A 1,403-nucleotide genomic window follows, 5' to 3' on the forward strand; every position below is an offset into this window, starting at 1 on the left:
TTTACAGGCGGTCGAGGCGAATGCCCCGGGGCTTGACCCCGGGGTTGAAGCCGACAACCCGTGACATAAACCATTAAGTAAACATGTCTCTAATCAAGAGACAGCGATGGAGTACAGTCACCGCTACCCTGCATACCCGACACAAGAGGTAGCGGCTGAACTGGAACGTCACATCGACATTCATCGCCAAGCGTACAACTACACGCTGTACGAGTACGAGACTGTAGACGCCGCGGACATCGGTTCCGCGTACAAACACCACTACCGACTCCCCAACTGGAAAGACGAGTTCCCCGTCTTCTCAGAGGTCAACTCGAAGGCTCTGCAACGAACCGTCACACGGTTCTATGACAATCTTTCGAACTTGATAGACCAGAAACAGAACGGGCGCAAGGTCGGGAAACTCAAGTGGAAGTCGCCACGGGAGTTCCAGAGTATGACGTATTCGCAGTCCGGCTTCGAACTCAAAAACACGAGTGGCCGACACGCGACACTCTGGCTCTCCAAAATCGGGAACATCAAAATTCGATACCACCGCGACATCCCGAATGAAGCGGACATCAAAGAAGTCACGGTTAAAAAGGAGACAACCGGCGAGTGGTTCGTCTCGTTCGGCCTCGAAACCGACGAGGATGACTTGCTCGAGAACCCTGAGGTGGACTCGCTGGACGCAAACAACAGCGTTGGGATTGACCTCGGTATCCTCAACTACATCCACACCAGCGATGGGAAGACCGTGGATTGGCTTGACCTCGAAGGCGAGTACGACCGACTCCGCCGCGAGCAACGCAAATTGTCTCGCAAGGAGAACGGATCGAACAACTCCGAGAAACAACGCCGAGAAGTGGCAAAGGTGAAGCGTCACATCAAGCGGAAGGTGCTGGACTACCAGCACAAGATTACGACGTGGCTCGTCCGCGAGTACGACGCCGTGTTCGTGGAGGATTTAGACGTGAAGGACATGCTCGAACAGTCGCACAACGCTCGCAACAAGCAGGACGCAGCGTGGCGACAGTTCATCACCTTCCTCAACTACAAGGCCGACCTGTACGGCTGTCACGTCGTGCAGGTCGAACCACGAGGCACGACGAAGGAATGTGCGTCGTGTGGTGTGGAGACAGCGAAGCTGATCTGGGTCAGGGAACACTCCTGTCCGAGTTGTGGGTTCGAGTGTGACCGGGATGCGAATGCAGCGATGAATGTCCTGCAACGCGGCTTTGCTGAGTTAGGGCTGGGATGGCCCGAAGACACGCCTGTGGAGACTGCGCTCCCTACGGACACCCATTCGGTGTCTGCAAAGCGCGTCGTCGAAACAGGAAGCCTCGGGGTCGTTCGGAAGACAAAGTCTTCCGTGATGACGAGAGACGAAGTCTCTCGAACCACTTGACCCCGAGGCGATTCAC

General features: G+C 55.7%; 1 protein-coding gene. It reads left to right on the forward strand.

Annotated elements, in window-relative coordinates; genetic code table 11:
- The first annotated feature begins 106 nt into the window (after nucleotides 1-106).
- Nucleotides 107-1,387, forward strand: coding sequence for an RNA-guided endonuclease TnpB family protein (locus GRS80_RS15140; RefSeq protein WP_160048293.1), 1,281 nt, complete (start codon nucleotides 107-109; stop codon nucleotides 1,385-1,387).
- Nucleotides 1,388-1,403 lie beyond the last annotated feature (16 nt).

It is taken from the genome of Natrialba sp. INN-245 (genome assembly GCF_009807105.1).
In the GTDB taxonomy this organism is placed as follows: domain Archaea; phylum Halobacteriota; class Halobacteria; order Halobacteriales; family Natrialbaceae; genus Natrarchaeobius; species Natrarchaeobius swarupiae.

What these genes read in the sequence shown, in the direction of transcription:
- GRS80_RS15140 (WP_160048293.1), top strand. Translation starts at nt 107, where the DNA reads ATGGAGTACAGTCACCGCTACCCTGCATACCCGACACAAGAGGTAGCG.